General features: G+C 72.8%; 20 protein-coding genes. 12 read left to right on the top strand and 8 right to left on the bottom strand.

All coding sequences use genetic code 11. The features are described from left to right. Window positions 1–36: 36 nt before the first annotated feature. The gene (locus tag GYH36_RS07560) at window positions 37–1,452 is read left to right on the top strand and encodes an MFS transporter (protein WP_115941764.1); all 1,416 of its coding nucleotides are present in this window, start codon (window positions 37–39) and stop codon (window positions 1,450–1,452) included. 105 nt (window positions 1,453–1,557) lie between these two features. Here GYH36_RS07560 and pgm read toward each other — a convergent pair whose 3' ends face one another. Next, complete coding sequence (pgm, locus tag GYH36_RS07555) at window positions 1,558–3,252, bottom strand: phosphoglucomutase (alpha-D-glucose-1,6-bisphosphate-dependent) (protein WP_162289533.1); 1,695 nt, start codon at window positions 3,250–3,252, stop codon at window positions 1,558–1,560. A 33-nt stretch (window positions 3,253–3,285) separates the two neighbouring features. Next, complete coding sequence (locus GYH36_RS07550) at window positions 3,286–4,233, bottom strand: TetR/AcrR family transcriptional regulator (protein ID WP_155098639.1); 948 nt, start codon at window positions 4,231–4,233, stop codon at window positions 3,286–3,288. A 111-nt stretch (window positions 4,234–4,344) separates the two neighbouring features. Here GYH36_RS07550 and GYH36_RS07545 point away from each other — a divergent pair, with 111 nt between their 5' ends. Both GYH36_RS07545 and GYH36_RS07540 read left to right on the top strand, forming a co-directional pair. Further along, window positions 4,345–5,370, top strand: coding sequence for an ABC transporter ATP-binding protein (locus GYH36_RS07545; protein WP_115943489.1), 1,026 nt, complete (start codon window positions 4,345–4,347; stop codon window positions 5,368–5,370). Then, the gene (locus GYH36_RS07540) at window positions 5,367–6,230 is read left to right on the top strand and encodes an ABC transporter permease (protein WP_115941767.1); all 864 of its coding nucleotides are present in this window, start codon (window positions 5,367–5,369) and stop codon (window positions 6,228–6,230) included. The genes GYH36_RS07545 and GYH36_RS07540 overlap by 4 nt, the downstream gene beginning before the upstream one ends. A 170-nt stretch (window positions 6,231–6,400) precedes the next feature. On the opposite strand, the gene GYH36_RS07535 is transcribed toward GYH36_RS07540, so the two are convergent. From GYH36_RS07535 to nrdD, 3 genes are all read right to left on the bottom strand, one after another. Continuing rightward, window positions 6,401–7,420 carry an Abi family protein gene (locus tag GYH36_RS07535; RefSeq protein ID WP_162289532.1) on the bottom strand — a complete coding sequence of 340 codons (1,020 nt, stop codon included), beginning with the start codon at window positions 7,418–7,420 and terminating at the stop codon, window positions 6,401–6,403. Window positions 7,421–7,548: 128 nt separating this feature from the next. Next, a complete protein-coding gene (gene nrdG, locus GYH36_RS07530) occupies window positions 7,549–8,121 on the bottom strand; it encodes an anaerobic ribonucleoside-triphosphate reductase activating protein (RefSeq protein WP_162289531.1) in 573 nt (190 codons plus the stop codon). 2 nt (window positions 8,122–8,123) lie between these two features. Beyond that, entirely contained in the window at window positions 8,124–10,325 is a 2,202-nt protein-coding gene (gene nrdD / locus GYH36_RS07525; RefSeq protein WP_162289530.1) for an anaerobic ribonucleoside-triphosphate reductase, read from the bottom strand. 254 nt (window positions 10,326–10,579) lie between these two features. On the opposite strand from nrdD, the gene GYH36_RS07520 reads away from it, so the two are divergent. The 4 genes from GYH36_RS07520 (at window position 10,580) to GYH36_RS07505 (ending at window position 13,209) form a co-directional block, all read left to right on the top strand. Further along, window positions 10,580–11,353, top strand: a complete 774-nt coding sequence (locus GYH36_RS07520) for a YwiC-like family protein (protein ID WP_312028550.1) — start codon at window positions 10,580–10,582, stop codon at window positions 11,351–11,353. Between the two features lie 83 nt (window positions 11,354–11,436). Further along, window positions 11,437–11,838, top strand: a complete 402-nt coding sequence (locus GYH36_RS07515) for a four-helix bundle copper-binding protein (protein WP_115941770.1) — start codon at window positions 11,437–11,439, stop codon at window positions 11,836–11,838. 107 nt (window positions 11,839–11,945) lie between these two features. Further along, window positions 11,946–12,476: a DinB family protein gene (locus tag GYH36_RS07510; protein WP_051471512.1), complete on the top strand. Its 531-nt coding sequence runs from the start codon at window positions 11,946–11,948 to the stop codon at window positions 12,474–12,476. Between the two features lie 184 nt (window positions 12,477–12,660). Further along, window positions 12,661–13,209 (top strand): HAD family hydrolase, encoded by a 549-nt coding sequence (locus GYH36_RS07505; protein WP_312028552.1) that lies wholly within the window; start codon window positions 12,661–12,663, stop codon window positions 13,207–13,209. Window positions 13,210–13,228: 19 nt separating this feature from the next. Here GYH36_RS07505 and GYH36_RS07500 read toward each other — a convergent pair whose 3' ends face one another. Next, complete coding sequence (locus tag GYH36_RS07500) at window positions 13,229–14,014, bottom strand: SAM-dependent methyltransferase (protein ID WP_162289529.1); 786 nt, start codon at window positions 14,012–14,014, stop codon at window positions 13,229–13,231. A 186-nt stretch (window positions 14,015–14,200) separates the two neighbouring features. Here GYH36_RS07500 and GYH36_RS07495 point away from each other — a divergent pair, with 186 nt between their 5' ends. From GYH36_RS07495 to GYH36_RS07475, 5 genes are all read left to right on the top strand, one after another. After that, window positions 14,201–15,034 carry a MerR family transcriptional regulator gene (locus GYH36_RS07495; RefSeq protein WP_162289528.1) on the top strand — a complete coding sequence of 278 codons (834 nt, stop codon included), beginning with the start codon at window positions 14,201–14,203 and terminating at the stop codon, window positions 15,032–15,034. 103 nt (window positions 15,035–15,137) lie between these two features. Further along, the gene (locus GYH36_RS07490; protein WP_312028549.1) at window positions 15,138–17,219 is read left to right on the top strand and encodes an elongation factor G; all 2,082 of its coding nucleotides are present in this window, start codon (window positions 15,138–15,140) and stop codon (window positions 17,217–17,219) included. 334 nt (window positions 17,220–17,553) lie between these two features. Next, window positions 17,554–18,642, top strand: a complete 1,089-nt coding sequence (locus GYH36_RS07485; protein ID WP_312028548.1) for a tyrosine-type recombinase/integrase — start codon at window positions 17,554–17,556, stop codon at window positions 18,640–18,642. Then, on the top strand, window positions 18,639–18,965 hold the full coding sequence (locus GYH36_RS07480; RefSeq protein WP_024839781.1) for a helix-turn-helix domain-containing protein: 327 nt from the start codon (window positions 18,639–18,641) through the stop codon (window positions 18,963–18,965). Before GYH36_RS07485 ends, GYH36_RS07480 begins: the two co-directional genes overlap by 4 nt. A 37-nt stretch (window positions 18,966–19,002) precedes the next feature. Next, window positions 19,003–20,379 carry a site-specific integrase gene (locus GYH36_RS07475; protein ID WP_024839780.1) on the top strand — a complete coding sequence of 459 codons (1,377 nt, stop codon included), beginning with the start codon at window positions 19,003–19,005 and terminating at the stop codon, window positions 20,377–20,379. A gap of 133 nt (window positions 20,380–20,512) precedes the next feature. Here the strand turns inward: GYH36_RS07475 and GYH36_RS07470 are convergent, their stop codons facing one another. Beyond that, on the bottom strand, window positions 20,513–20,728 hold the full coding sequence (locus GYH36_RS07470; RefSeq protein ID WP_024839779.1) for a hypothetical protein: 216 nt from the start codon (window positions 20,726–20,728) through the stop codon (window positions 20,513–20,515). A 189-nt stretch (window positions 20,729–20,917) separates the two neighbouring features. Further along, window positions 20,918–21,223 (bottom strand): DUF6221 family protein, encoded by a 306-nt coding sequence (locus GYH36_RS07465; protein ID WP_024839778.1) that lies wholly within the window; start codon window positions 21,221–21,223, stop codon window positions 20,918–20,920. Window positions 21,224–21,403: the final 180 nt, after the last annotated feature.

Here is a 21,403-nt window from a genome sequence, read left to right as displayed (position 1 = left end):
ACGCCCCGACCGGACGTGGCGAGAGGACGGCCCGAGATGACCCAGACCGAGCAGGACCGGCAGGACACGGGGACGGCAGGCACGTGGCGCGAGCTGCTGGGCGGGCGGTACGCCCCCGTCGCGGCGGTGCTCGCGGGCGGCGTCCTGCTGGAGGCGAGCAACGTCTACCTCACGACGAGCCTGCTCCCGACGATCGTCGCCGAGATCGGCGGTGCCGAGTTCTACGCCTGGACGATGACGACCTTCCTGCTGGCCTCCGTCGTCACCTCCATGCTCGTCAGCAGGGTCCTCACGCAGCAGGGCGCCGTCCGGGCGTACCTGCTCGCGCTCGGGCTGTTCGCGCTGGGGTCGCTGCTGTGCGCGGCCAGCCCGTCGATGCTCGTCCTGCTGCTCGGCCGCACGGTGCAAGGGCTCGGCGGAGGGCTGCTGGCCGGCCTGGGGTACGCCCTGATCCAACGAGCCTTGCCCGCGCGGCTCTGGGCCCGCGCCGCGGCGCTCGTCTCGGCCATGTGGGGCGTCGGGAACATCGTCGGGCCGGTCGTGGGAGGCGGGTTCGGGCAGGTCGGCGCCTGGCGCGCCGCGTTCGTCAGCCTCGCGGTCGTCGCGGCGCTCGTGTGCGTGCTCGTCGTCCGCTCGATGCCGCGGACGGCGCGGAGCCGCTCCAGCGAGTCGGTGCCGTGGGCGTCGCTCGTGCTGCTCGCGAGCGCCGTCGCAGCGGTGGGCGTCGCGAGCGTCGTGCCCTCCGGAGTCGCGACCGCGGCGGCGCTCGTCGTCGGGGTCGTGCTCGGCGTGTGGTTCGTCCGTCACGAGCGGAGCGGGCGCAGCGGGATCCTGCCCCAGGTCACGTTCGCGCACGGGTCCTCGCTGCGCTGGGTCTACCTCACCGTCGCAGTCCTCGCGTTCGGCATCGGCACCGAGGCGTTCATCCCGCTCTTCGGGCAGGAGATCGGAGGACTCGGTCCGCTCGTCGCGGGACTGCTCGGGGCGGCCCTCTCGCTCGGCTGGTCCGTGACCCAGATGGTCACCGCGAACGCCACGACGGTCCGGGCGCGGCGGGGCCTGATCACGGTGGGCCCGCTGGTGGTCGCGCTCGGTCTCACCGCGTACGGGTTGCTCCATCACGACGGGCCGTCGGGCACGGTGATCGCCCTCTGGTTCGTGACGCTCTTCCTCGCGGGAGCCGGGATCGGGCTCGGGTTCCCGCACCTGACGGTCGCCGCGCTGGGGAGCACGGTCGGCGAGGAGGAGGGTGCCAAGGCCGCGGCCGCGGTCAACACCGTCTTCCTCATCGCGACGGCGCTGAGCGCCGCCCTCGCCGGCGTCCTCGTGAACCTCGGGACACCCGACCTCGTCCGGTCCGCCCAGCTGCTCATGCTCACGTTCGCCGGTGTCTCCCTCGTCGGGACGATCGTCGCGCGCCGCGCCGCGGCGGGAGTCAGGGCGGTCGCGTGAGGCGGTGGGCCAGCCGGCCCACCGCGCCGAGGGAGAACCCTGGTCCTGCCGAGAGAGAACCGCGGTTCGCCGAGGGAGAACCAGGGTTCTCCCTCGGCAGGGAGGTCAGCCTCCGAGGGCGGCGGAGACGACGTCCTTCGCCTCGGCCTGGACCTGGGTGAGGTGCTCTGCGGAGACGAACGACTCGGCGTAGATCTTGTAGACGTTCTCCGTGCCCGACGGCCGGGCCGCGAACCACGCGTTCTCGGTCGTCACCTTGAGCCCGCCGATCGGGGCGTCGTTGCCGGGCGCGTTGGTGAGCTTCGCGGTGATCGGCTCGCCCGCGAGCTCGGTCGCGGTGACCTGCTCCGGCGACAGCCCGCCCAGCGTCGCCTTCTCCTCGAGCGTCGCGGGGGCGTCGACCCGCGCGTACCAGGACTCGCCGTAGCGCTCGACGAGGTCGCGGTGGTGCTCGGAGGGGCTGCGGCCCGTCGTCGCGATGATCTCGGACGCGAGGAGCGCGAGCAGGAGCCCGTCCTTGTCGGTCGACCACACGCGGCCGTCCGTGCGCAGGAACGACGCCCCCGCGGACTCCTCGCCGCCGAACCCGACCGTCCCGTCGAGCAGGCCGGGCACGAACCACTTGAACCCGACGGGGACCTCGACGAGCCGGCGACCCAGCCCGCCCGCGACCCGGTCGACGAGCGCCGACGACACGAGCGTCTTGCCGATCGCCGCGTCGTCGCGCCAGCCCTCGCGCGCGCCGCCGTAGAGGTACTGGATCGCGACGGCGAGGTAGTGGTTGGGGTTCATGAGCCCGGCGTCGGGCGTGACGATCCCGTGGCGGTCGGAGTCGGCGTCGTTCCCGGTCGCGACGTCGAACGGCGCGCCGCCCTCCGCGTTCCCCGACTCGCCGGTCATGCCCGCCACGAGCGACGCCATCGCGTACGGCGACGAGCAGTCCATGCGGATCTTGCCGTCCCAGTCGAGCGTCATGAACGCCCAGCGCGGGTCGACCTGCGGGTTGACGACCGTGAGGTCGAGCCCGTACCGCTCGCCGATCTCGCCCCAGTACTCGACGGACGCGCCGCCCAGCGGGTCGGCCCCGATCCGCACGCCGGAGTCGCGGATCGCGTCGAGGTCGAGGACGTTCGCGAGGTCGTCGACGTACGTGGTGAGGAAGTCGTGCTTGTGCACGTGCTCCGACGTGAGTGCCTGGGTCAGCGGCACGCGCGGCACGCTCGCGATGCCCGTGCGCAGGATCTCGTTCGCACGGTCCGCGATCCAGCCGGTCGCCTCGGACCCGGCGGGGCCGCCGTGCGGCGGGTTGTACTTGAAGCCGCCGTCGCGCGGCGGGTTGTGCGACGGCGTGACGACGATCCCGTCCGCGAGGCCGGGGCCGGTGGTGCGCACGCCGTCGACCGTCGTCGCCTCGTTGTGCAGGAGGATCGACTGCGAGACGGCGGGCGTCGGGGTGAACGAGTCGCGCGCGTCGACGTACGTCTCGACACCGGCGGCGACGAGGACCTCGAGCGCGGTCTGCCACGCCGGGAGCGACAGCGCGTGGGTGTCACGCCCGATGAACAGCGGACCGTCCGTGCCCTGCGAGCGGCGGTACTCGACGATCGCCGCGGTGATCGCGACGATGTGCGCCTCGTTGAACGCGTGGTCCAGGCTCGACCCGCGGTGGCCGGACGTGCCGAACACGACCTTCTGGGCCGGGTCGTCGACGTCGGGCGTGAGGTCGTAGTACGCGCCGACCACGGCGTCGACGTCGATGAGGTCGCTGGGCTGGGCGGGCGTGCCGGCGCGGGGATCCATGGGGTCGATCCTGCCAGGGGACGCGGCCGCACGTCAGCCGGGGCGGGGGTCCTCGGCGGGCCGCTGCGCGTTCGCGCGGTCGATCGCCATCTCGACCGCGTCGAGGAGGCGGTCGAGGCTCGCGTCGAGGGGGCCCTGGGGCGCGTCGAACCCGCCCGCGACGTAGATGCGCGTCATGACCGGGTAGCGCTCGACGTCGAACCAGTCCTCCCAGAAGCTTCCGAGCGTCGTCCAGTACTCGTCGTTGCCGATGCCGGTCGCGTCACGGTCGGCGGTCTCGGCGATGTTCGCGCGCGCGAGCCCCTGCACGTAGTTGTCGACGAGGCCGAGGGTCTCGACGACCTGGACCTCGGACAGCCCCGTGTCGACGAGCGTGCGCAGCCCGGCCTCCTGCGCGTCGAGCACGTGCGGGGCGAGGGGAGCGCGCCACATGTTGGTCTGCAGGATCCAGGGGTGGCGCTGGTACAGGCCCCACATCTCGTGCGCGTACTGCGCGAGCGCGGGCCGCCACGGCGCACCCGCGGCGGGCAGGTCGAGCTCGCCGTAGGCGCGGTCGATCATGAGGTCCACGAGCTCGGTGCGCCCGGGCACGTACGTGTAGAGCGACATGGCGCCGACGCCCAGCTCGGTCGCGACGCGGCGCATGGACAGCGCGTCGAGGCCGCCCTCCTGCGCGACGGCGATCCCGGCGCGCACGACGTCGTCGAGCGTGAGGCGCGGCTTGCGCCCGCGCGTCGCGGGTGCGGGCGGGTCCCACAGGAGCGCGAGGCGGCGCGTGATCTCGGGCGTGCGGACGACCTCGGTGAACTGGGCCCGCGCGTGCTCGGCGGCCTGCACGGCCGACGCGACGCCCGCGTCCGCGGCGGCGACGACGCCGCGCGGCCGTGCGGGCGCACCGGGCTCCGGGCTCGTCGGGGCGGTCTGCGGGGTGCCCGACGCCGCGAGGTCGTCCTCGCGGTCGTCGCTGCGGTCGGTCGTCACGTGCGTATCCTCCCCGACTTCCGGCCCGGACGAAGGCTTGCCTATTCCCGTACACCGTATGCTAGCGTGATTCGTCCATTTCGGTACGGCGTACGAAGGGGCGTGCTCCCGGTGATCCGAGCCCGTGGCCTGACCAAGACCTTCCACCGCAAGAAAGAGACCGTCGAGGCCGTCAAGGGCATCGACGTGGACGTGCGCGAGGGCGAGCTCGTCGCGTTCCTCGGCCCCAACGGGGCCGGCAAGTCCACGACCCTGAGGATGCTCACGAGCCTCCTCGAACCGACCGCCGGGACCGCCGAGGTCGCCGGCTACGACGTCGCGCGCGACCCGGCCCGCGTGCGCTCGCGCATCGGATTCATCGGCCAGGGCAACGGCGGCGGGTACTCCTACCGCGTGCTCGACGAGCTGCACAACCAGGGCCGCTTCTACGGCCTGCCGGCGTCGGAGTACGCGCGCCGCGCGGCCGACCTCGTCGCGGCGCTCGACCTCGAGGGCCTCGAGAAGCGCACGGTGCAGTCCCTCTCGGGCGGGCAGCGGCGCCGGCTCGACGTGGCGCTCGGGCTCATGAACCACCCGCCGCTGCTGTTCCTCGACGAGCCGACGACGGGCCTCGACCCCCACGCGCGAGCCAACCTGTGGGAGCACATCGCCGCGATGCGCGAGCGCTACGGCATGACGATCGTCCTCACCACGCACTACCTCGACGAGGCCGACAGCATGGCCGAGCGCGTCGTCGTCATCGACCACGGCGAGATCATCGCCGACGCGACGCCCGACGCCCTCAAGCGCGACCACGCCGACGACGTCATCACGCTCGCGGTCGTCCCCGCGCCGGGCGGTGCGCCCGCCACCGGCGGCGAGGCGCCTGGGGCGCGCCCGGGGGAGGTGGCCGACGTCGTCGGCCGCGTCCGCGCGTCCCTCGCCGAGGGCGTGGGTCAGGTCGAGACCGCGAGCGGCGCCGACGGCGTCGTCTCCGTGCGGATCTCGACGACCCACGGCGCCGACCGGCTCCCCGAGGCGATCGAGGCGCTGCGCGTCGGCGGGCTCGCCGTGCGCTCGGCGGCGCTCCAGCAGGCGAGCCTCGACGACGTGTTCCTCAACCTCACCGGGCGCAGCCTGCGAGAGGAGGCGGCATGAGCACGCGGACCGACCTGACCGGGGACCGGGCCACGCCGGTCACGGAGGGCGCGGACGCGGTCCCGCGGACCGGTGTCGCGAAGTTCGTCGGCGACACCTGGGCCGTCTTCACGCGCGAGATCCTGCTCGTCCTGCGCGACCCGTTCACGCTGATCTTCTCGCTGCTGCAGCCCCTGATCTTCCTCGGGCTGTTCGGGCCGCTGCTCACGGGTGCGGTCGGCGGGTTCGGGGGCGGCGCGCCCGGCGGGGGCGGCTCCACCGCCGACACCCTGCAGTGGTTCGTCCCGGGTGTGATCGTCATGATCTCGCTCTTCGGCACCTCGATGAGCGGGTCCAACCTGCTCTACGAGATGATGACCGGCTCCTACGAGCGCGTGCTCGCCACGCCGCTCGACCGCTCCGCGATCCTCGTGGGCCGCTCGCTCAAGGAGTTCGCGCCGCTCGTCGTGCAGGGCCTGCTCATCGCGCTCGTGTGCGTCCCGTTCGGGTTCACGCTCCACCCGCTGCACCTGCTCGTGGGCCTGCTGCTCCTCGGGCTGTTCGGCGTCGGCGTCGGGGCGCTCTCGATCGCGCTCGCGCTCGCCGCGAAGAACCGCGAGTGGCTGTTCTGGGGCGTGCAGCAGTCGCTGCTGTTCCCGCTGCTCATCCTCTCCGGGATGATGCTGCCGCTCGAGGCCGGGCCCGCCTGGATGCGCACCGCCGCGCTGTTCAACCCGCTGACCTACGTCGTCGACGCCGAGCGCGCCCTGCTCGCCGGGTCGTTCACCGACCCCGACGTGCTGTGGGGGTTCGTCGCCGCAGCCGTGACGTGCGCCGTCGGGCTGTGGGTCGGCATCCGCCGGACCCGCCGGACCGTCTGATCACCGGCTTTCTGCCGAGGCGCGCTCGCCCCGGCCTGGGCGGACGGCGTGCCGAGCGGCCCGCAGTTCAGGAACTCCCAGGCGGTGCAGGGAGCGCGAGACCGCCCACCGGGCCGAGCATCGGACCGCACGCGTCGAGGAGTCGGAGCTCTCCCGGTGCGTTCCACGGGCTAGACCGAGGTCGGGTTCGGTGTGCCACTCCACAACGCCTGGTGTGCCCAGCCCTGGGGTGCTCCAACCGCGGCGATGGTCAGGCCGGGTGCGGAAGGGAAGGACTCGAGCAGCTCGACGAGTCCCCGGCGCCAAGCGGCGTCGTCACCGATCGACCGCAGGAGGTAGGCGATCACCGCTAACGCGTTGTACACGCCGAAGGTGCTCTTGGCGGTGTCTTCGGCGCGGAGGTGATCCAGGAGGGGCACCTTCCCGGCTTTCGGGCGGCTCGGCGCGTTCTGCAGCTTGCGGTTGAAGAGGCGTGCGTGGTGCGCGGCGACGTTCCGGACGTAGTTCACGCTCGCAAGCCAGCTTGTCATGAGTCGTTTGGTCGGGACACCGAAGGCGGCGGCGATCTCCAGCGCGTCCTGCTCGTGAAGTCCCTGGTACGGATGAGAGAGGTGGCCGAGCTCGAGGATCTCCGTGAGCGCCCAGATCGGCATCTGGCCGTCGTACTTTTCCTTGAAGTGGGCGACGAATGCTTCGTCCGACCCGTTGCATCGTTCGCCGACGCGGCGAAGCCACTCGGTGTGCTTGCTCGGCTGGGTCCGCCAGCCGGTCGAGTCGTCGATCTGTGCGGCGGTGAAAGCCGGAAGGAAGTTGTCGGGGTCGAGGTGCGCCAGAGGGGACCGGCGCCCGAGTACGTAGTCGATCCGCATCCGAACGGCGACTTCGATGCGTTCGACGCCGTCCAGGACGTGCAGCCGTAATTGCCGGTCGAAGTCAATGACCCGCGCGATGTGCTTTGTCGAGGCCCCTGGACGATACGTGCTCAGCACCTCGACCCGGGTCTTGCCGTCTGCTCCGTCCGTGTGCTTCTCGGAGTCGCGAAAGGGATAGAGGTAGCCCGTGAGGCGGTAGTAGCCGATCCCACGGAGGAGCGCGAGGGTGTGCTCACGCGGTTCGACATCGACCCCGCGGTCAGCGAGTTTGGTGGCTTGCTCGTCGACCGAGAGCCACGTCTTCGTGTAGTCGCCCATGACCCCCCAGCCGGCGAAAGAAAATCAGCCCGCTGCCTGACGGCAACGGGCTGATCGTGATGGGACCAGGATAGCCGGGGCTGCTTCTGCCTGTCCAGGTACGCAGGATGACCGCCCGCTCTGCACGCTCAGCGGGCCGTGTGTCGCGGAAGGCGTCGCCAGGGGACGGCGTGGCCCGTCGCGAGCGAGGCCCGCGCGTCGAGGACGCGCTGGTTGGTGCTGCCGCGGAACGCGAGCGTGAGGTCGCGGCGCGCGAGGTCGAACCGGCCGTCCACGAGCACGTCGACCTCGGCGAGGAGCGCGCGCTGGTCCGCCGGGCCCGCGCGCAGCTCCTCCAGCGTGTAGCCCGTCCAGCACCACACGTCCTTGCGGTCGCCGTGCTCCGCGCGCACGCGGCGCACGAGCCGCAGGCACACGCCCGTGTTGAGGAACGGCTCCCCGCCGAGCAGGGACAGGCCCTGCACGGCGGGGTGCGCGAGGTCGGCCAGGACGCGGTCCTCCAGGGCGTCGTCGTACGGCTGCCCATAGCGGAAGCTCCACGCGGCCTCGTTGAAGCAGCCCTCGCACGCGAACAGGCACCCGCTCACGTACAGCGCGCAGCGCACGCCCTCGCCGTCGACCATGACGAACGGCTTGTAGTCCGCGACGTACCCCTGGCTGACGCGGTCCGAGCGCCAGCCGGGGCCGGGGGTGCGCGCCACGGTCACGCCGACGCCGAGTCCGGCAGATGCTTCACGCGCGCGGAGATCTCCGCGTGGCGGCCGTGCACCATGGGGCGCTGCTGCGGGTTGCCGAGGTACCCGCACGTGCGCTTCACGACGTCGCACGTGCGCGGGTCGGCGTTGCCGCACGACGGGCACGCGAAGCCGCGCGCCGTCGGGTCGAAGTCACCCGTGAACCCGCACGCGTAGCAGCGGTCGATCGGCGTGTTCGTGCCGAGGTAGCCCACGCGGTCGTACGCGTAGTCCCACACGGCCTCCAGCGCCCGCGGGTTCTGCTGGAGCACGGGGTACTCGCAGTAGTGGATGAACCCGCCCGAGGTGTACCGCGCGTACTCGGCCTCGAAGTCGAGCTTCTCGAACGGCGTCGGGCTCTTGCGGACGTCGTAGTGGAAGCTGTTCGTGTAGTAGTCCTTGTCGGTGATGTCGGGCACCGCGCCGAACCGCTCCCGGTCGAGGCGGCAGAACCGGTCGGTGAGGCTCTCGCTCGGCGTCGCGTAGACGCTGATCCGGTACCCGAGCCGCGCGGTCCACCCGGCGGCGTGCGCGTGCAGGGACCGCAGCACGTCGAGCGTGAGCTCCTTGGCCCGCGGGTCGTGCTCCCAGGCGCCGCCGTAGAACGCGGCCGCGACCTCGTACAGCCCGATGTACCCGAGCGACACCGTGGCGCGGCCGTCGCGGAAGAGCCGGTCGACGTCGTCGCCGGGAGCGAGGCGCTCCCCGAACGCCCCGTGGACGTAGAGGATCGGCGCGTTGCCCGGCGTCGCCTCCTTGCAGCGCTCGATGCGGAAGACGAGCGCGTCGTGCACGGTCTCCAGGCGCTCGTCGAGCAGGCGCCAGAACGCGTCCAGGTCGCCGTCCGCCTCGAGCGCGATGCGCGGGAGGTTGAGCGTCACGACGCCCAGGTTCATGCGGCCCTCGGAGACGTCCTGGCCGTGCTCGTCCTGCCAGCCCTGGAGGAACGACCGGCAGCCCATGGGCACCTTGAACGACCCGGTGAGCTCGACGATCTTGTCGTACGACAGCACGTCCGGGTACATGCGCTTCGTCGCGCACTCGACGGCGAGCTGCTTGAGGTCGTAGTTCGGGTCGCCGGGGTCGAGGTTCACGCCGCGGCGCAGGGTGAGGACGAGCTTGGGGAAGATCGCGGTGCGGCCCTCGCTGCCGAGCCCGCGGATACGGATCCGCAGGATCGCGCGCTGGATCTCGCGCTCGAGCCAGCCGGTGCCGAGCCCGAACCCGACCGTCGTGAACGGCGTCTGCCCGTTCGACGTGAACAGGGTGTTGATCTCGTACTCCAGCGACTGCATCGCGTCCTCGATGTCCTTGGACGTCTTGGCGCGCGCGTACTCCTCGTGCACGGACTCGTCGGGGATCCAGCGGCGCGCGTCAGCGAGGTGCTTCTCGAGGTTGCGCGCGGCGTACGGGGCGAGGAGCTCGTCGATGCGGTTGACCGAGCAGCCGCCGTACTGGCTGGACGACACGTTCGCGATGATCTGGCTGATCTGCGCCGTCGCGGTCTGGATCGAGCGCGGCGGCTCCACCTGCGCGTTCCCGATCCGGAACCCGCTCGACAGCATCGACCGGAAGTCGATGAGGCAGCAGTTCGTCATGGGGGCGTACGGGTGGTAGTCGAGGTCGTGGTAGTGCAGGTCGCCCTTCTGGTGCGCGTTCGCCACGTGCGGCGGCAGCATCCGCAGCCCGATCGCCTTGCCCACGGCCCCGGCCGTGAGGTCGCGCTGCGTGTTGAAGACCTCGCTGTCCTTGTTCGCGTTCTCGTTGACGACCGTGGACTCCTTGTCCAGCAGCCGCACGATCGCCTGGTCGAGGTCGGTCGCCCGGCTGCGCGCGACGTCGCGCTGCACGCGGTAGTCGATGTAGGCGCGTGCGACGACGTACTCGTGCGACTCGAGCAGCACGTGCTCGACGACGCCCTGGATCTCGTCGATCGTCACGGTCGCGTCGAACCGCGCCGCGATCTCCGCGTCCACGCGTGCGACGACCTCGTCGACGCGGCGCCGGTGCGTCGCGTCGAGGTCGCCGTGGACGGCCGCGAACGCCTTGGTGACGGCGGCGCGGATGCGGGCGTCGTCGAACGGGCGGCGCCGCCCGTCCCGCTTGAGGACCTCCAGCGGCGCGGTCGTCGTGGTGGTCGGTGCTTCCTGGTCGAGCTCGACGGTGCTCATCGGACCCGTTCTCTCTGCCCACCGGACTCGCCGCCGCGCGGGGATGCGCGACGGCCCGCACCCCAACATGTGGGGCCTGGATCACGGCTGCGCCACCATATCTAGTCGTCGAGGTGCAGGCGGCGCCGAGGTCCGGCGTGGCGCGGCACACGGGACAGGTCGGGACGAACGTCCCGGCCGGACGGGCCGGAGGACCGTGCCGCGGCGGGACCTCCCGCGGCCGGGCGCGCGCGCCGCGGCGATAGCGTCGAGGGGTGTCCCGACGTCCGCCCGGCTGGGTGCCGAACCAGCACGGCGCGTGGCCCATGCTGCTGCTGCCGTTCGTGGTCGGCACGGTGCGCGGTGTGCAGGACGCCGGGTTCCGGCCCGTCACGCTCGCGCTCGGCGCCCTGTGGCTCGTCGGCTACCTCGCGTACTTCGCCGGCGGGCTCTGGCTGAAGTCGCGCCGCCGTCCGCGCTACCGGCGCCCGATGCTCACGTACGCCGCGGTCGCCGCGGCGCTCGGGCTGGTCGTGCTCCTGCTCGACCCGCCGCTCGCGGTGTGGGCGCCCACCTTCCTGCCGTTCCTCGCGCTCGGCCTGTGGGCGTCGGCGCAGCGGACGGAGCGCTCCGTCGCGGCGGGCGGGGCGATGACCGTCGCCGCGTCCCTCATGACGGTCGTCGCATATGTGGCGTGCCGGGTCCCTGGGGCGCCGGTGCTCGTCGTCCCGGGCGTCGTCTGGCTCGTCGCCGGGCTGCTGCTCGCCTACCTGTTCGGCACCGTGCTCTACGTCAAGACGATGATCCGCGAGCGCGGCGTGCGCGCGTACGTCGTCGCGTCGGTCGCGTACCACGCGGCGGTCACCGTCGCGGCGGCCGTGCTCGCCGTCGTGCACGACCCGTCGTGGTGGTGGGCGACGGCGTTCCTCGCCGCGGCGACGGCCCGCGCCGCCGTGCTGCCCGGTCGGGCGCTGAGCCCGCGAGCCGTGGGGATCGGGGAGATCGTCGCGACGCTGCTGCTCGCCGCGGTCGCGCTCGTCGTCCGGTAGGTCCCGCGTGCGACCCGCGGGCGCCGCTCGTAGCGTCGAGAGACCCGCGGCGCGCCGGGCGCCGCCCAGCCTTGGAGGCCACCATGAGGGCGGACGCGATGCTGCGCTCCTACCCGGGCGACGTCGACCTCGACCACGACCTGCTGACCCGCGCGCTCGACGCGCTCGCCACGTGCGCGCAGGCGTGCACCGCGTGCGCCGACGCGTGCCTCGCCGAGGACATGGTGGCCGACCTGCGCCGGTGCATCACGACGGACCTGAACTGCGCGGACGTCTGCACCGCGACCCTCAGGGTCCTGTCCCGGCACACCGGGTACGACGCGGCGGTCACGCGCGGCCAGCTCCAGGCGTGCGTCGCGGCGTGCGGCGTGTGCGCGGCCGAGTGCGAGCAGCACGCCGGGATGCACGAGCACTGCCGCGTGTGCGGCGAGGCGTGCCGCACGTGCGAGGAGGCCTGCCGGGAGCTGCTCGCGTCGATCGCCTGAGGGCCGGGCCGCGGCGCGCGAGGACGTGCGGGGCCGGCTCGTGGGGAGGCCGATTGCGCCGACGAGGACCCGCCCGTCCGGTCGGCCCGGTCGCTAGGGTGGGCGCCGTGACCGACCACCGCACCGACCCGCCCGTCAGCGCCGACGAGGTGGCCACGCTGCGGGGCTTCCTCGACTTCCACCGCGACACGCTGCGGTGGAAGACGTCGGGCCTCGACGCGGCCGAGCTCGCCCACCGGCTCCCGCCGTCGTCGATGACGCTCGGCGGCCTGCTCAAGCACCTCGCGTTCGTCGAGTCCCAGTGGTTCTCCCAGGTGCTGCTCGGCGAGCCGCTCATGGCCCCGTTCGACACCGCCGACTGGGCCGAGGACCGCGACTGGGACTGGACGTCCGCCGCGGGCGACACGGCCGTGGAGCTGCGCATGCTCTTCGACCGCGCCGTCGCGGCCTCCGACGCGATCCTCGACGCCGCGCTCGCCGACGGCGGGCTCGACCGGCTCAGCGCCCGCGCGAGCAGCCAGACGGGCGAGCGCTGGACCCTGCGGTGGATCCTCGTCCACATGATCGAGGAGTACGCCCGGCACAACGGCCACGCCGACCTGCTCCGCGAGGCCGTCGACGGCACGGTCGGCGAGTAAGCGCCCGTGGCCGGTCCCGCGCCGTCCGGGTCCGGCGACGACGCCTCGGCGACCTCGTGAGCGCGCGCTACGACCTCGTCCTGCTCGACCTCGACGGGACGCTCGCCGACTCGGCGCCAGGCATCCTCGCGTCGGTGCGCACGCCTACGCGGCGCTCGGGGTCGCGGCGCCCGCCGAGCCGGATCTGCGCGGGTTCGTCGGCCCGCCCCTCGCGGAGTCGTTCGCGACGCACGGCGTGCCGCCCGACCTCGTCGCCGACGCCGTCGCCGCGTACCGGGAGGTGTACGGGGCGGGCAACCTCTTCGACAACGCCGTCTTCCCCGGCGTCCCCGGGTGCCTCGCGGCCGTCCGCGCGGCCGGGTCCCGCCTCGCCGTCGCGACGTCCAAGCCCGAGCCGACGGCGCGCCGGGTCGTCGAGCACCTCGGTCTCCACGAGCACCTGGACCGCGGCCTCGACGACGTCTTCGGGGCGACGTTCGACGGCGCGCGCAGCACGAAGGGCGACGTCGTCGCGCACGCGCTCGCGTCCCTCGACGCGGCTGCGCTCTCGCGCGCCGGACGGGTCGTCATGGTCGGCGACCGCGAGCACGACGTGCTCGGGGCCGCGGCGCACGGCGTGGCGTGCGTCGGGGTCGCGTGGGGCTACGCGCGCCCGGGCGAGCTCGCCGCCGCGGGCGCGGCCGCCGTCGTCGGGACGCCCGCCGAGCTCACGGCGGCGCTCGTGGGCGAGTAGCTCCCTAGCGCTGCGGCGCTCAGGCGCGCGCGAGCACGAGGACGGGGGCGAGGAGGCCCGCGCGGGTCGCGGCGACGCTGTTGGCGAGGCGCGCGGCGAAGTCGTCGCCGAACACGACGACGAGGCCCTCCTGGCGCGGCCCCCCGGACGCGGCGAGCGCGGGCCGGCGGTCCTCGACGCGCAGCACGTCGAACCCGGCGTGCGCGAGCGCGTCCTGGTAGGCGTCGGGGGTCTCGACGAACGACGCGTCCGGGGTGGTCGCCCACGGCTGGGGGAACGGCAGGTCGCCCTCGCCGACGCGCATCTGGTCGAGCAGCGCGAACGGCGCACCGGGGCGCACGACGCGGTGCACCTCGGCGAACAGCGCCGCCTTGTCCGGGACGTTCATGCCCACGTGGAGCTGCATCGCGCGGTCGTGCGACGCGTCGGCGCAGGGCAGCCGCTCGCCGTCGCCGAGCTCGACGGTCACGAGGTCGGTGAGACCGGTCCGGTCGGTGAGCTCGCGCGCCGCGTCGACGAAGTCCGGGCTGACGTCGACGCCGGTGACGTGGCAGCCGTGCCGCCGCGCGGCGAGGCGCGCCGGACCCCCGAGCCCGCAGCCGACGTCCAGGAGGACGATCCCCGCGGTGAGCCCGAGCAGGTCGAGCAGCGCCGTGGTGGCCGGGGCGCCCCCCGCGTGGAGCTGGTCGTACGGCGTGAGCGCGTCGACGTCCACCGGGCCCGCACCAGCGCCCGCGGCGGCGAGGATCCTCGCCGCGAGGTCTCGTCCGGCGTAGAGCCGCCGGACCTGCTCCGTCGTGGCCATGGCGGCCTCCGTGCTCGTCGCGCGCCCGACCGGGTCTTCCTCCTCGACGGTACGCCCGGCCTCGCAGGGTCGCCCGCTCCGCCACGCCGCACCGAGAGAGACCGGTTGACCTTGACGTAGCGTCAACTTCTAGCGTGGTCCACGTCGTCGCACCCGCGACGCGAAGACCGGGAAGGAGACACGCCCGTGCCCACCACGAGCGCGACGCGCGGGCGCTCGGCCGACTGGTCCATCCAGGAGGTCGCGCGCCTCGCGGGGACGACGAGCCGCACGCTGCGTCACTACGACGCGGTCGGGCTGCTGCCGCCCACCCGGGTCGCGGCCAACGGCTACCGCCACTACGACGCCGACGCGCTCGTGAGGCTCCAGCGGATTCTGCTCCTGCGGGACCTCGGGCTCGGGCTCCCCGCGATCCGCGAGGCGCTCGACGGGACGCCGGACGGCCCCGGCGACGGGACGGCGTCGGGCACGGCAGGGCGCGCCGCCCAGGTGCGGGCGCTGCGCGGCCACCTGGAGTGGCTGCGGGCGGAGCGGCAGCGGCTGGCGCGGCAGATCGCGTCGGTCGAACGGACGATCACCACGATGGAAGGAGGTGGCGAGCTCATGGCGGACGACATGTTCGACGGGTTCGACCACACGCAGTACAAGGACGAGGTCGAGGACCGCTGGGGCAAGGACGCGTACGCGCGCGGCGACGCGTGGTGGCGCGAGATGTCCGACGACGACCGCACGGCCTGGCTCGCCCGCACGCGCGAGCTCGGCGAGGACTGGGCGGCCGCGGCCGCCCGGGGGGTCGCCCCGGAGTCCGAGGAGGCGCAGGCGCTGGCGCGTCGCCACGTCGAGTGGCTCGGCGGCATCCCCGGCACGCCGGGTGCCGGCGCGGCTCCGGTCAAGGAGTACGTCGTCGGCCTCGGCGAGATGTACGTCGCGGACGAGCGGTTCGCGAAGAGCTACGGCGGGGTCGAGGGCGCCACGTTCGTGCGCGACGCCCTGCGCGCCTACGCGGACGCCCACCTGTAGTCGGTGCCCGGGCCGGGACCTCCGGCCCGGGCACGAACCGCGCGACGTCACTAGCCTGGACCGTGGCGGGACACGGCGCCCCGCCGCGTGCCAGGAGGCAGCCATGGCCATGACGTCGTCGTCCACCGGCCCGGCCACGACCCGCAACGTCGCCCTCGTGGGGCACAGCGGGTCGGGCAAGACCACGCTCGCGGAGGCGTTCCTCCATCGCGCGGGCGCGATCCCGCGGGCCGGCTCCGTGGCCGAGGGCACGACCGTGTGCGACCACGAGCCCGAGGAGGTGGCGCGCGGCATCTCTGTGGGCCTCGGCGTCGCACACCTCGACTGGCGCGCGCCGGACGGCACGACGTACCAGGTGACGCTGCTCGACACCCCCGGCTCCCCGGACTTCGCGGGATGCGTCGACGCGGCGCTCGCCGTCGCCGACCTCGCGGTGGTGGTGGTGAGCGCCGTCGACGGGGTGCAGGCGGGCACGCTCGAGGTCTGGCGACGCTGCGACGAGGCGGGGATCCCCCGTCTCGTCGTCGTCTCCCAGGAGGACCGCGCGCGAGCCAGCTTCCGCACCGTCCTCGGCGCGCTGCGCGAGACCCTCGACGCGCCGTTCGTGCCGCTCGAGCTCCCGCTCGGCGAGGAGCAGGCCCTGCACGGCGTGGCCGACGTCCTGACGGAGCGCGCGCGGGAGTACGACGGCGACGGGAAGGGCCACGACGACGACGTCCCCGAGGACGTGCGCGACGAGGAGCACGCGCTGCACGACGAGGTCGTCGAGGAGATCGTCACGCACGACGACGACCAGCTCGAGGCGTACCTCGCGGGCGACGAGCCCGGCGCGGCCGACCTCGAGCGCACGCTCGCGCACGAGGTCCTCACGAGCGAGGCCGTGCCGGTGCTGCTCGCGTCCGCCGTCACGGGCGTGGGCGTGGACCGCGTGCTCGACCTCGTGTGCGAGCTCGGGCCGTCGCCCGCGGACCGCCCGGCCGTCCTCGTGCTGCCCGACGGCTCGGGGGCCGACGCCGCGACGTCCGAGGTCGTCGCGGACCCGGCGGGGGACGCGCTGCTGCACGTGTTCCGCACCGTCGTCGACCCGTTCGTCGGGCAGGTGTCCGTGTTCAAGGTGCTGTCCGGCACCGTCGCGACGGGCGACCGGCTCGTGAGCACCACGACCGGCGCCGAGGACCGCGTGCACGCGCTGTTCCGCCTGCGCGGGCGCGAGCACGTCGCGGTCGAGCGCGTCGTGGCGGGCGACGTCGCCGCCGTCGCGAAGCTCTCCGCCGCCGCGACCGGGACCCTGCTCGCCGGGCGGCGCACGCCCGTGGCGGCGCCCGACCTGCCCGCGCGGCCACCCGTCTACGCGCTCGCGCTGCGGCCCGTCTCGCAGTCCGACGACGACAAGCTCTCCGCCGCGCTCGCGCGCCTGCGCGTCGAGGACCCGACGCTGCACGTCGACCTCAACGGCTCCCAGGCCGTGCTCGGCGGCCTCGGCGACACGCACCTCGCCGTCGCCGTCGAGCGGCTCGAACGGTCGTTCGGCGTGCGCGTCACGACGGAGCCCGTCCAGGTCGCCTACCGGGAGACGATCACGCGCGCCGTCGAGGTCGAGGGCCGCGTGAAGAAGCAGTCCGGCGGTCACGGGCAGTTCGCCGTCGTGCAGCTCCGCGTCTCCCCGCTCCCGCGCGGCGAAGGGTTCGCGTTCGTCAGCTCCGTCGTCGGAGGCTCGGTGCCGCGCCAGTACCTGCCCGCCGTCGAGCGCGGGGCGCGCGAGGCCATGGAGCACGGCGGGCCCCACGGCTACCCCGTCGTCGACCTGCGCGTCGAGGTCCTCGACGGCAAGGCGCACTCCGTCGACTCGTCCGACATGGCGTTCCGCACCGCAGGCGGCCTCGGCGTGCGCGAGGCCCTCGCCGCGGCAGGGACCGTCGTGCTCGAACCCGTCTCCGCGGTGTCCGTGACCGTCCCTCCCGACGCGCAGGGCGACGTCATGGGCGACCTCTCCGCACGCCGCGGCCACATCACCGCGACCGACTCCCTGCCCGACGGCCGCGTGCGCGTCGACGCGCTCGTCCCCGAGGCCGAGCTCACGCGCTACGTCCTCGACCTGCGCTCCCTCACCGGCGGGCGCGGGTCGTTCACGGCCGTCCCCGACCGCTACGAGGTCCTGCCCGGCGGCGTCGGGGCGAGTCGCTAGGGGTGTTCACCTCGGCGAGTCGCGGTGCGACCATCACCAGTTCTGCGCCGATAAGATACCTTATGTCACAGTAAGCAGTGCGTATCGCATCAGATGCGACATTCTTCCCTGCTGGGACTTCCCCGGTCGCGAGGCCCAATTCTGCCGCTTGACTTGCGGCAACGGCACGACTCGCGCATCGCGATGGGGTCGCACGGCGCACAGATGGGTTGGCAGAGTGTGCGGCGCGCAACCCTGTGACCTGCAGACTCTTGCCTCTCATCGCATCTGATGCGAGTATCTCGCGACAGGTGCGAGTCGTGGAGGTCGGATGGGGCCGGGTGGGAACGTCGTCGTGCTGCCGGTAGTGGCCGGTCGTGTGGTGCGCGATCCGGCGTTGACGACGTTCGAGGCGATGCTGGACGGGTGGCGGTCGCAGCAGCTGGCGCGTGGGTTGGCGTTCTCGACGATCTCGGCGCGTGAGCAGGTGGTGCGCCGATTTCAGGGGTACTGCAACGAGTGGCCGTGGGTGTGGACGATGGTGCTGGCGGATGAGTGGTTCACGGACTTGCGGGTACACCGCCGGGTGGCGCACTCGACGCTGCGGTCGGTGCAGGGTGCTCTGCGCCAGTTCTGCTGGTACGTCACCGACCCGACCTACGGCTGGGCGGCAGAGTGCGAGGCGCGGTTCGGGACGCACCCGGTGCAGGTCGTGACCGAGGCGAACGCGGTGGCACACGTGCAGGCGAACGAGTCGCGGCCTACCAAGCGCGCGTTCACCCACGCCGAGCTGCAGGACTTCCTGGACCACGCGGACGAGCAGGTGCTGCGCGCCCAGACGCTGGGCCGCAAGGGGTGGCTCGCTGCCTACCGGGACGCGGTCGTGTTCAAGATCGCCTACTCCTACGGTCTGCGACGCAACGAGGTCCGGATGCTCGACGTCACCGATTTCGGGGCGAACCCGCACGGCCCCGGCTTCGGGGCGTTCGGTGTGGCCTATGTCCGGCACGGCAAGGCGATGCGCGGCGCCCCGCCCAAGCGGCGCAGCGTGCTGACGGTGTGGGACTGGACGAGCGAGGTACTGGCCGAGTGGATCCACGAGATCCGCCCCGCATACCGCCCCGGTCCGCGGGACCGGGCGCTGTTCCCGTCCGAGCGCGGCGAACGCATCGGCTTGTCCGGGCTGAACCGCACTTTCGCCCGCTACCGTCGCGAACTGGGCCTGTCCGACGGGCTGGACATGCACTCCCTGCGCCGGTCGTACGTGACCCACCTGATCGAGTCGGGCTTCGACGCTCTGTTCGTGCAGCAGCAGGTCGGGCACGAGCACGCCTCCACGACCTCGCTCTACACCTGCGTCTCCTCGGACTTCCGCACTCGTACCCTGACCAGGGCGCTGACCAAGACACTGGACCAGCTGCCCTCGACCCTGGAGGAACGATGACCCGCGTGCCGACCTACCGCTGGCGCCTGCGCGAGCTCATGGCCGCCCACGGCCTGTTCACCACCACCGCACTCGTGCCGCTGCTGACCGAGCGCGGCATCGAACTCTCCGCGTCCCAGGTGCACCGCCTGGTCACCCAGACCCCCGAACGGCTCAACCTCACCGTCCTGGCCGCACTGTGCGACATCCTCGAGTGCACCCCCGCCGACCTCATCCCCACCGACGTCCAGACCCGCACCGAACAGGTCGCCGTCGGCGCGCCCGTGCTCGACATGGCCGCCGTCGGACGCCCACGCCGGGCACGGATACGCCCCGATGCCTGAGTGCGCACGCTGCCAGCGCACCGGCTCTCCTCGAGGGATGCGCTGGCCCGAAGGGTTCGTCTGCCGCCGCTGCTTCCAACGTGCCACCCGCCACCACGGAACCTGCCCCGCCTGCCACACCGAACGCCTTCTGCCCGGCCTGCGCGATGGCGATCCCGTCTGCGCGCCCTGCGCCGGCATCGACTACGACTTCACCTGCACCCGGTGCGGCGCCGAGGACGAGCACCGCCGCGACCACCAGTGCGCACGCTGCGTCCTGCGTGACGACCTCACCACCCTGCTCGACGACGGCACCGGACAACCCCGTACCGAGCTCGTCCCGCTGATCGACGCCCTGTGCTCCCAGGACCGGCCCCGCAACGCCTTCATCTGGCTGCGCAACCCCGACGTGACACGCATCCTGCGAGCCCTCGCCGACGGCACCACGGCCTTGTCGCACGCCAGCCTGGACGCCGAGCCCGTCCGCGCGACCGCGAACCACCTCGACGCGCTCCTGACGCAGCTGCACATCCTGCCCGAACGCGACACCACGATCGCCACGTTCGAGCGCTGGCTCGCGACCCGGCTCCCTGCCTACCCGCCCGAGCACACCCAGCTCCTGGAACGCTTCGCGACCTGGCACCACCTGCGACGCATGCGCCAGCGAGCCAACACCGGAACCCTCAAGCCGGGCGCGGCGAACAGCGCCAAGCAGGAGATCACCGTCGCCGCACAGTTCCTCGCCCACCTCGCCGACCACGGCGCGACCCTGCCCGAAGCGACGCAAGGTCACATCGATACCTGGCTCGCGCCCGGCCCCAGCACCCGATACGTCGCGCGCAACTTCGCCCACTGGGCGATCCGCAACCACCACATGCCCGACCTGGACTTTCCCCGCCGCCTCGCCAAGACCGCGCCCGTGCTGACCCAGGACGAACGCCTCACCCTGCTCGCCCGGGACCTGCACGACACCACCAGGTCGACCACGGTCCGCCTCGCAGCCGTCCTGCTGCTCCTCTACGCCCAGCCCATCGCCCGCATCACCCAGCTCACCACCGGCGACGTCGACCTCGAAGCGGACCCGCCCACCATCACCTTCGGCGACGACCCCGCCATCCTGCCCGGCCCCGTCGCAGCCCTCGCCCGCGAGCACCTCGCCGACCGCCCCAACACCCACACCACGACCGGTAAGAACTCACCCTGGATCTTCGTCGGCTACCGCCCCGCACGTCCCCTGGACCCGAACTACCTCATGGGCAAACTCCGCGGCGCCGGCATCGACCTCCGCGGCGCACGCAACGCAGCCCTACGACAACTCGTCCTCGACATGCCACCAGCCATCGCCGCAGACACCCTCGGCTACGCCTACACCACCACCGAACGCCACGCGCGCGACGCTGGCACCATCTGGGCTGCCTACCCCCCAGAACGATGAACTCGCACCAACGCGATACGTACTGCTACCTGTATGTCCGTATGGACCTGGTCTGTGGCGGCCAGCACTGAGCGGCGCGACAGGATCGCACCCCCGCGCTCTCGACCTCACCAGCGCCCGGCTGCGGGGAGATCTAGGCGACGTGCGACCGACACTCGGGGCAGACCAGCACGGCCGATGCTGCCTCGTCACGCGTGACCGAGCAGTGGTACTGGCACAGGATGCTGACCCGGTGCGGGATCCGGGTTCCCGGGATCGAGCCCCAGGCGACGATGTGCAGCACGCGGGCGCGAGCGGGGCCGCCGCAGCCTGGGCAGTAGACGGTGATCCACTTCTCGATGACGGTCATGGCGGACCACGCTCTCGGCTTGTCTTCTCGACCCTTGGCGGTCGCGGTACGTCGTCCGGGTCGGGAGGCACGCCGGTAGCGGGCTGCTTCACGACCGGCATTCCCCGCGACACGTGGCCGCGCTACCGACGATGCGCCGTGCGGGGCCCGCTCGCCACGCGAAGGGGGTCGGGGTCGGTGGGTGAGTCGTCAGGTGCGCCAGGCAGGGTCGAAGTCCGGGTGCTGGGCGTAGGGCGTGGCGAGTGCCCGCAGGATGCGGTCGCCGACGAAGGCGATGCCGCTCTCGGCGCGGTCGTTGCTGTCCCGCTCGAGGTCGGCGGTCATGTCGTACCCGGTGGCCTCGTACGCGAGGGTGATGATGCGCCGTTTCACCGCGCACTCGGTCAGCAGCCGCGACCGTGACCACGGCGTCGGTGGTCCCGACTCGTCCTCGAGGCTCGCGCACGCTGCTTCGTCCTCGTCGATCCGGGCGAGCAGGAACTCGGTCAGCGCCATCGGCCCATCCTCCCACCCGCTGCTCGACGACCCTGGCGCACGCTGCGAGCAACCCTTGCCGGTGTAGTGTCGAAGTGTGGTTGATCGCCGGATCGGCCCACGTGACGCCGATCGAGATGGCTCTCGGACGCCGGGCGAGATGGATGCCCCGGACGAGGACACCTCGGGCGCGCGATGGGA

Source organism: Cellulosimicrobium composti (assembly GCF_010287905.1).
In the GTDB taxonomy this organism is placed as follows: domain Bacteria; phylum Actinomycetota; class Actinomycetes; order Actinomycetales; family Cellulomonadaceae; genus Cellulosimicrobium; species Cellulosimicrobium composti.
This window is presented reverse-complemented; position numbering and strand designations above follow the sequence as displayed.

What these genes read in the sequence shown, in the direction of transcription:
- GYH36_RS07560 (WP_115941764.1), top strand. Translation starts at nt 37, where the DNA reads ATGACCCAGACCGAGCAGGACCGGCAGGACACGGGGACGGCAGGCACG.
- pgm (WP_162289533.1), bottom strand. Translation starts at nt 3,252, where the DNA reads ATGGATCCCCGCGCCGGCACGCCCGCCCAGCCCAGCGACCTCATCGAC.
- GYH36_RS07540 (WP_115941767.1), top strand. Translation starts at nt 5,367, where the DNA reads ATGAGCACGCGGACCGACCTGACCGGGGACCGGGCCACGCCGGTCACG.
- GYH36_RS07535 (WP_162289532.1), bottom strand. Translation starts at nt 7,420, where the DNA reads ATGGGCGACTACACGAAGACGTGGCTCTCGGTCGACGAGCAAGCCACC.
- nrdD (WP_162289530.1), bottom strand. Translation starts at nt 10,325, where the DNA reads ATGAGCACCGTCGAGCTCGACCAGGAAGCACCGACCACCACGACGACC.
- GYH36_RS07515 (WP_115941770.1), top strand. Translation starts at nt 11,437, where the DNA reads ATGAGGGCGGACGCGATGCTGCGCTCCTACCCGGGCGACGTCGACCTC.
- GYH36_RS07500 (WP_162289529.1), bottom strand. Translation starts at nt 14,014, where the DNA reads ATGGCCACGACGGAGCAGGTCCGGCGGCTCTACGCCGGACGAGACCTC.
- GYH36_RS07490 (WP_312028549.1), top strand. Translation starts at nt 15,138, where the DNA reads ATGGCCATGACGTCGTCGTCCACCGGCCCGGCCACGACCCGCAACGTC.
- GYH36_RS07480 (WP_024839781.1), top strand. Translation starts at nt 18,639, where the DNA reads ATGACCCGCGTGCCGACCTACCGCTGGCGCCTGCGCGAGCTCATGGCC.
- GYH36_RS07475 (WP_024839780.1), top strand. Translation starts at nt 19,003, where the DNA reads ATGCGCTGGCCCGAAGGGTTCGTCTGCCGCCGCTGCTTCCAACGTGCC.
- GYH36_RS07470 (WP_024839779.1), bottom strand. Translation starts at nt 20,728, where the DNA reads ATGACCGTCATCGAGAAGTGGATCACCGTCTACTGCCCAGGCTGCGGC.
- GYH36_RS07465 (WP_024839778.1), bottom strand. Translation starts at nt 21,223, where the DNA reads ATGGCGCTGACCGAGTTCCTGCTCGCCCGGATCGACGAGGACGAAGCA.